The 7391-nt window shown below is 69.3% G+C and carries 6 protein-coding genes and 1 pseudogene; 6 read left to right on the top strand and 1 reads right to left on the bottom strand.

Going from position 1 to position 7391, the window contains the following annotated elements; genetic code table 11:
* From EDC25_RS14240 to EDC25_RS14255, 4 genes and pseudogenes are all read left to right on the top strand, one after another.
* Positions 1-192, top strand: a pseudogene (locus EDC25_RS14240) (IS630 family transposase); the annotation flags it as partial.
* A 29-nt stretch (positions 193-221) separates the two neighbouring features.
* Complete coding sequence (locus EDC25_RS14245; RefSeq protein ID WP_123523070.1) at positions 222-533, top strand: PepSY domain-containing protein; 312 nt, start codon at positions 222-224, stop codon at positions 531-533.
* Positions 533-1195 carry a response regulator transcription factor gene (locus EDC25_RS14250; RefSeq protein WP_123523071.1) on the top strand — a complete coding sequence of 221 codons (663 nt, stop codon included), beginning with the start codon at positions 533-535 and terminating at the stop codon, positions 1193-1195. The genes EDC25_RS14245 and EDC25_RS14250 overlap by 1 nt, the downstream gene beginning before the upstream one ends.
* Complete coding sequence (locus EDC25_RS14255) at positions 1192-2532, top strand: ATP-binding protein (protein WP_123523072.1); 1341 nt, start codon at positions 1192-1194, stop codon at positions 2530-2532. Before EDC25_RS14250 ends, EDC25_RS14255 begins: the two co-directional genes overlap by 4 nt.
* A gap of 19 nt (positions 2533-2551) precedes the next feature.
* Here the strand turns inward: EDC25_RS14255 and EDC25_RS14260 are convergent, their stop codons facing one another.
* Complete coding sequence (locus EDC25_RS14260) at positions 2552-5881, bottom strand: hybrid sensor histidine kinase/response regulator (protein ID WP_123523073.1); 3330 nt, start codon at positions 5879-5881, stop codon at positions 2552-2554.
* Between EDC25_RS14260 and EDC25_RS14265 the strand changes: the two genes are divergently transcribed.
* Positions 5865-6317 carry a twin-arginine translocase subunit TatC gene (locus EDC25_RS14265; RefSeq protein ID WP_123523074.1) on the top strand — a complete coding sequence of 151 codons (453 nt, stop codon included), beginning with the start codon at positions 5865-5867 and terminating at the stop codon, positions 6315-6317. The two genes, EDC25_RS14260 and EDC25_RS14265, sit on opposite strands and share 17 nt — an antisense overlap.
* Positions 6318-6425: 108 nt before the next feature.
* On the top strand, positions 6426-7316 hold the full coding sequence (locus tag EDC25_RS14270) for a hypothetical protein (protein ID WP_123523075.1): 891 nt from the start codon (positions 6426-6428) through the stop codon (positions 7314-7316).
* Positions 7317-7391: the final 75 nt, after the last annotated feature.

Genomic DNA, 7391 nt, shown 5'->3' on the forward strand with positions numbered 1-7391 from the left:
TACGCGCCGGACTTGAATCCGGACGAGCTTGTCTGGAGCTACACCAAGCGAACCGGGGTCGCGCGAAGCCCGCTGCGTAGTGGCGAGAAGCTGGCTGATCGGGTCCATGCGCAACTGTCCGACATCAAGCTCCGGCCCGACCTGGTGCGCTCGTTCTTCGGGCATACAAGTGTCGCCTATATTTCTGACTGATCAGTAATCCTTCCGGACATCATGCGCGCATGGACAAACGACTGATTGCGCTCGCCATCGTGGCCCTGGCGTCAGCCATGGCGACGGCCGCCCCGGCATCGGAGCGCCGCGACCACGAGCGGGCGCGTGCCGCCGTCGTCGCCGGCGAGCGCCTGCCGCTGTCGGTGATCCTGAAAACCATCGAGGAGCGCTTCGGTGGCCGCGTGCTGGAAATCGACCTCGAAGACGACCGCGGCCGGCCGGTCTATGAAATCGAGATCCTCGACGACCGCGGCCGCGTGCTGGAACTGGACGTCGATGCGGCGACTGGCGAGATCCTCGAACAGGAGTACGACGACTGATGCGCATCCTGGTGGTGGAGGACGACGATGCCCTTGCGCAGCGTGTCGCCGATGCGCTGCGTGCCGAACAGTTCGTCGTCGAAACCTGTGCCGACGGCAGCGAAGCCGATTTCCTCGGCGGCACGGAAAGTTATGACGCGGCCGTGCTCGACCTCGGCCTGCCCGGCCTCGACGGCGTCAGCGTGCTGCGCAACTGGCGCCGCGCCGAAGCGAAGTTTCCGGTGCTGGTCCTTACCGCGCGCGAGCGCTGGCACGACAAGCTCGCGGCCTTCAACGCCGGCGCCGACGATTACCTGGTCAAGCCGTTCTCGATGCCCGAGCTGGTGGTGCGTGTCAAGGCGCTCATCCGCCGTGCCAGCGGCCACGCCGAAGCGGTGCTCAACTGCGGCCCGCTGCAGTTCGACACCCACGCCGGCCGTTTCCTGTTGAACGGCGACACGCTCACGCTGACCGCGCAGGAACAGCGCATCCTCGCCTACCTGATGCACAACCAGGGTCGCGACGTCAGTCGCAGCGAACTGATCGAACACGTGTACGAGCGGGACCTCGACCACGATTCCAACGTCATCGACGTGCTGGTCGGCCGCATCCGCCGCAAGCTCGGCGTCGATCTGCTGCACACCCGGCGCGGCATCGGCTTCTACCTGTCGGAACAGGCATGAGCGGCTCGCTCAGCCATCGCCTCATCCTGGCCGCCTGCGCCTGGGTGATCGCGTTGACGGTGCTGGGCGGCCTTGTCCTCACGTTCGCCTTCCAGCGCGCTGCGACGGCCAGCTTCGACGTTGCGCTCAACGACCAGCTGCGCGAACTGGTCGCCGGCCTGACCACGGCCGGCGCAGGCCAATGGCAGCTCAGCCAGCCGCCCGGCGACAGCCGCTACGGCGACATCTATTCGGGCCGCTACTGGCAGGTCGAAGACCAGGAAGGTCGGCGGGAACGCTCGCGATCGCTGTGGGACAGCCGCCTGGCCACCTGTCCCGCCGGGCCGGCCGGCGGGCCGGAATGGCTTTCGCCCGAGGGTCCGGATGGACGGCCGCTGCGCGCGATCCGCCAGCGCATCGCCCTGCCCCGACGCACGCAGCCGGTCTGCGTGCAGGTCGCGGTCTCGCGCGCCGCGCTCGATGCTGAAATCGCGCAGTTCACGCGCACGCTGGTACTGGCGCTGGCGGTCCTTGCCGGCGGCCTGCTGGTCGCCGTCTGGCTGCAGGTGAGTTTCGGTTTGCGACCCTTGCGCCGGCTGGCTGGCCAGGTACGCGCCGTGCGCGAAGGTCGCGCCGACCGCATCGACGGCCGGCATCCCGTGGAGATCCAGCCGGTAGTCGATGAACTCGATGCCGTGCTGGCGCACAACCGCCGCCTGGTCGAACGCGCACGCAGCAGCAGCGCCGACCTCGCGCATGCGCTGAAGACGCCGTTGAGCGTGATGGCGGCCGAAGTGCAACGCCCCGGCGAGGACTGGCGCGGCACCGTGGACCGGCAACTGCAGCGCATGCAGGCACTGGTGCAACGACACCTCGGACGCGCCGCCGTGGTCGGTGCCGGCTCCGGACGGCGCACACCGGTCCGGCCGGTGCTTGAAGACCTGCTCGGCGCCATGCGGCGCATCCATGCCGCGCGCGGCATCGCCTTCCACTGCACCGCCGGCGATGATGCCGTGTTCATCGGCGAACGCGAGGACCTGGAAGAGCTGCTTGGCAACCTGCTCGACAACGCGGGCAAGTGGGCACGCTCACGCGTCGATGTCGAGGTCGCGCAGGACCGCGACGGCCTGCGCATCCGGATCGGCGATGACGGCCCCGGCCTGACGCCGGCGCAGCGCGAAGCCGCCACCGAGCGCGGCCGCCGCTTCGACGAACGCGCGCCAGGCTCCGGGCTCGGCCTGGGCATCGTCGACGACATTGCCGGCAGCTACGACGGCCACCTGCGCCTGGATGCCGGCGCATCCGGCGGCCTGCTGGCCGAACTGTGGTTTCCGATGCCGGCGACGAACGCGGCCTGACGAAGGGCCGCCGCGTTGCTCAGTGACGCGACAGCAACCGCGCCATCAGCGCCCGCAGCGCCAGCGGCTTCAAGGGCTTCTGCAGCAGGTGGCAATCGGCCGCGATGACGGCCGAACGCACCGCCTCGCTGTGGTCGGCCGTGACGATCACCGCCGGCACCGGGCCTGTGGTTTCACGCAGCGCCTGCAGCACCGCCAGTCCCGTCACGCCGTCATCGAGATGGAAGTCGAGCAGCACGATGTCCGGTCGCTGCGTGGACGCTGCCGCCAACGCCTCTTCGCGCGTGCGCGCCGGGATCACGCGGCAGTTCCAGCCGGCCAACAGCGATTCCATCGCACGCAGCACGCTGGCGTCGTTGTCCACGACCAGCACGCAGCCGCCGTCACGCTGCAACGGTTCGCCCGCCGCGGGCGGTTCCGGGCGAACAACGGGTGCGGCACGCGGCACGCGCAGCGAGAACACCGTGCCACGCCCCGGCCATGAGCGCAGCGACAGCGGATGGCCAAGCAGGCGCGCGGTGCGTTCGGCGATCGACAGCCCCAGGCCCAGCCCCTGTCCCTGCGACTGCAGCCGGCGGAACTCCTCGAACACCAGCGGCTGGTCATCGATGGCGATGCCAGGACCGGTATCCCAGACCTCGATGTCGATGCCGTCGCCGCGACGCCGGCAGCCGAACAGGATGCGTCCGCTGTCGGTGTAGCGCACCGCGTTGGCGAGGAAGTTCTGCAGGATCCGGCGCAGCATCTGCGGATCGCTGCACGACCACAGGCGCGTCGGCACCACGTCGAGCTGCAGTCCACGCTGGGCCGCCAGCACGCCGAACTCGCTGCCCAGTCCGGCCATCAGGTCGGCGAGCGCGAACGGCTGGTGCTGCGGCTTCAGTCCGCCGGCATCCAGTCGTGAAATATCCAGCAGGCCGGCGAGCAGGCCTTCGGCGGACTCCAGCGCGCCGCCGATGTTGCCGACCGCTTCGCGCGTCCCCGCGTCGGTGACACGCTGGCCCAGCGCGTGGTTGAACAGCTTGGCCGCGTGCAGCGGCTGCGCCAGGTCGTGGCTGACGGCCGCGAGGAAACGCGTCTTGGCGCGGTTGGCGCGCTCGGCTTCGGCACGCGCGCGTTCGGATTCAGCCGTGCGTTCGGCCACGCGCTGTTCCAGGGTTTCGGCGACGCGCTTGAGTTCCGACTCGGTGCGGCGGAACGCCGTGACATCGGTGAACGTGGCGACGAAGCCGCCGCCGGGCATCGGGTTGCCGCGGATCTCCACCACCACGCCACCCGGGAACACGCGCTCGGTCACATACGGCGTGCCGGCGCGCATGTGCCGCAGGCGCCGCTCGACATGCGTGAGATCGGCCGGATCACCGGCCAGCCCGCGCGCGGCGTTCCAGGCGACGAGTTCGGCGACCGGCGTACCCACGCGCAGCAGCTCGGCCGGATAGTCGAACAGTTCGGCGTACCGGCGGTTCCAGGCAACCAGGCGCAGGTCACGGTCGACGACGCTGATGCCCTGGCTCATGTTGGCGAGTGCCGCTTCCAGCAGCTGCTGGTTGACCTGCAGAGCCTGCGACGTTTCGCCGACCAGCTCGGCCACCGTTTCCAGTTCGCCGACATCATGGCGACGCAATGCGTTGAGCAGCAGGCGCGCCGATGCGGCACCGACGACGCCACTGAGCGCGTGTTCGACGCGATGCAGTCGCGTTGCATCCGCCACGCCGCCGCCGGTGCCGGCGAACAGACCGGCCACCGTCTGCGCATCGAGAAAGCGCGATGCCAACCGGCGCAGGTCATGGAGGGCGACACCGCCCTGCAGGGCGACCTCGTCGCGCCCCCCCCGCGCCAGCGCCAGCAGCAGCGTCACGTTGACGGCCAGGCCGACCAGCGTCGCCCGCGTCAGCGGTTCCAGTGCACCCAGGCCGAGGAGATTGCCCGGCGACAGCCAGGAGAAGCCCAGCCAGCCGGCGACCAGCCAGTCCGGCTGCATGCCCTGCGACAGCATCACCTGCGGCAGCATCAGCACGTAGGCCCAGACCAGCACGCCGGCGATGGTGCCCACGAGGATCGCGCGAGACGACCAGTTTGGAAGATACAGCGCGACGACCACGGCCGGCGCCAGCTGGCCCAGCGCCGAAAACGACTGCGCACCGATGTCGGCCAGCGCATCGCTGCCGAAGAGCACGCGCGAATACGCCCAGGCCAGCAGCAGGATCACGGCGATGCCGATGCGTCGCGTCCACAGCACATGACCCAGCAGGTCGCCGGAACCTTCGCCGCGCGCCCAGCTGCGACCGAGCAGCGGCGCCAGCCAGTGGTTGCCCAGCATCAGGCTCAGCGCCAGCGTCGCCATCACCACCATGGCGGTGGCGGCGCTGAGTCCACCCAGGAATGCCAGCAGCGCAATGCCCGGTTGTCCCGCCGCCATCGGCAGGCCAATGACATACAGGTCGGAACTGATCGAATCACCCAGCGCCAGGCTGCCGGCCCACGCCAGCGGCAGGATCGGCAGCGCGATCAGCACCAGGTATGTGATGAAGCGCCAGCGCGCGCGACGCACGTCGTCGGGATCGGCGCATTCGACGACGCCGACATGGAACTGGTGCGGCAGCGTGAAAGGTGCCAGTGCGCCGAGCAGGATCAGGGTCAGGAAACCGTCGCTGCCACCGCTGGGCGCCGGCAACTGCGTGCGCGCGGTCGACGCCAGCTCGAACGGACCCTCGTGCAGCACGAAGACCACGAAGATGCCGATGGCCAGCAACGCCACCAGCTTGAACACCGACTCGCAGGCGATCGCCAGGAGCAGCCCGGGATGACGGTCGCTGGCGGCGGCGCGACGGGTGCCGAACAGCATGGCGAACAGCGCCATCGCGCCCGCCACCCATAACGCGCTGTCGCCCGCCAGCGGAATATCGTCTCCGCGCTGCACCAGCAGGTCGAAACTGGTGCTGACCGCCTTCAGTTGCAGCGCCAGGTAGGGCACGGTGCCAAGCAGCATCACGCCGGTGATCACCGCCGCCAGCGACGAGCTTCGACCCAGCCTGCCGGCGACGAAATCCGCCAGCGTGGTGCAGTTGCGTTCATGCGCCAGGCGGACCAGCCGGCGCAGCATGGGCCAGCCGAAGGCGAACAGCGCGATCATGCCGACGAAGGTTGGCGGCAGCCACCAGCCCGAACGCTTCGCCTGCGTCACCGTGCCGAAGAAGGTCCACGACGTGCAGTGCACGCCGAGCGCCAGCGCATACACCCAGGCACCCGGCAGCCGCGCATGGCGCGTACGCGCTTCGCCGACCAGTGCGGCGAGGAACAGCAGGCCCAGCCAGGCCAGTGCCGCGAATGAAATGGTCGCCGCGCTCATCGCCGCGAACTATAACGGCAAGCGGTCGCCGCCCCTTGCCGGCACTGACACCCGCCGGTCCCCGGCGCGTAACGAAGGCCGGCTACCTGTCATCCGATCCGCGGCAGGAAAAATCCTTGCAGTACCCACTGGACCGGTGGCGACGGTGATCGTCGTCGCCACCGGCTGGCTCGATGTCGGCGCGCTCAAACGCAGCCGACCCTATGTGATCGTCGGCGCCTTCGTCGTCGGCGCCATCGTCCCGCCGCCCGACGTGCTCTCACAGGTGATGCTGGCGGTGCCGATGTGCCTGCTCTACGAACCGGGCACAACCGGCAACCTCGCGCGGCCCGGCCCTGGCGACCTGCCACCGGCAAGCGGCCCTGGTGACCTGGGCCGGCAACACCCCGCCCCCATTGCCCCGCTCATCCAGCCGCAGGCGCCCGATGAGGCGTGACGGGGTCGCCGTACCGGCCCGTCGGTGATCCCGACGGATTTTTTTCGAAGCCGGTTAAAGGCTGGCGCCAGATTCTCCGTCTCAACCGTGGAATCCAGGGAGCTCGCCATGAAACCGTTCCGTTATCTGCCCCTGCTGGCGCTGGCAGGCCTGTTCCAGCACGGCGCCGCCTCGGCGGCGCTGTTCCTCGTCGGCACCGGACCCCAGTGCACGCACCCGACCCTGGCATCGGCGCTGGATGCCGCGGTGGCGAACGGACCGGGCCACGACGAGATCCGCGTCAGTGCCGATGCGCCAACCACCAACGCCCATTTCACGATCACCGCCACGGACGTGCTGATCGCCGGCGGCTACTGGACCTGCGGCAGCGCCATCCCCAGCCTCGGCGCGCGGGCGCAGGTCTCGGGCAACAACCACGACCCGGTGTTCCACATCGGCAACAACCGCAACGTCGAACTGCGGCAGCTGGCGATCAGCAACGGCGGACGCCACGGCATCGTCAACGGCGACTTCGCGGTCGGCGGCGCCGTCTGGCTGCAGGGCGGAACGGCCGTCCTTCGTGGCATCCGCGCCTTCGACAACCGCGCGCGACTCGGCGGCGCGATCGCCGTCACCGGCAATTCCGTCATGGCCATCCACGGCGGCGCCACCGCCACCGAAATCACCCACAACGAGGCCATGCTCGGTGGCGGCATCTATGTCGGCGAACGCGCCACCCTGCGCATCGAGAACGACAACGTCCTGATCGCCGACAACGCCGCCAACGGCAGCGCCAACTGGTGGGAAAACATGGGCGGCGGCATCCATGCCACCGGCGGCGTGAACACCGCGTCGAGCATCGAGGTCGGCTGGCTGGATGCCGACCCGGGCCTGCCGATGCGCACGCCGGCCGGCCTGGTGATCGCCAACAACGTTTCACTGGGCAATGGCGGCGGCGTGTCGCTGTACGGCAACACGTCCTTCAACGCCTTCGGGCTCATCGCGGATTCGTGTGGGTGATTTCGGGCCTTGGAGGTTGCCAAGGTCCCTGTAATCCAGCCATCTTGTGGGCGCAGGAAGGCGGTCGATTCCTGC

Origin of the sequence: Pseudofulvimonas gallinarii (assembly GCF_004343305.1) — a bacterium.
GTDB classification, from domain to species: Bacteria; Pseudomonadota; Gammaproteobacteria; order Xanthomonadales; family UBA2363; genus Pseudofulvimonas; species Pseudofulvimonas gallinarii.

Coding starts and splice junctions, on each gene's coding strand:
- EDC25_RS14245 (WP_123523070.1), top strand. CDS start 222: ATGGACAAACGACTGATTGCGCTCGCCATCGTGGCCCTGGCGTCAGCC.
- EDC25_RS14250 (WP_123523071.1), top strand. CDS start 533: ATGCGCATCCTGGTGGTGGAGGACGACGATGCCCTTGCGCAGCGTGTC.
- EDC25_RS14255 (WP_123523072.1), top strand. CDS start 1,192: ATGAGCGGCTCGCTCAGCCATCGCCTCATCCTGGCCGCCTGCGCCTGG.
- EDC25_RS14265 (WP_123523074.1), top strand. CDS start 5,865: ATGGTCGCCGCGCTCATCGCCGCGAACTATAACGGCAAGCGGTCGCCG.
- EDC25_RS14260 (WP_123523073.1), bottom strand. CDS start 5,881: ATGAGCGCGGCGACCATTTCATTCGCGGCACTGGCCTGGCTGGGCCTG.
- EDC25_RS14270 (WP_123523075.1), top strand. CDS start 6,426: ATGAAACCGTTCCGTTATCTGCCCCTGCTGGCGCTGGCAGGCCTGTTC.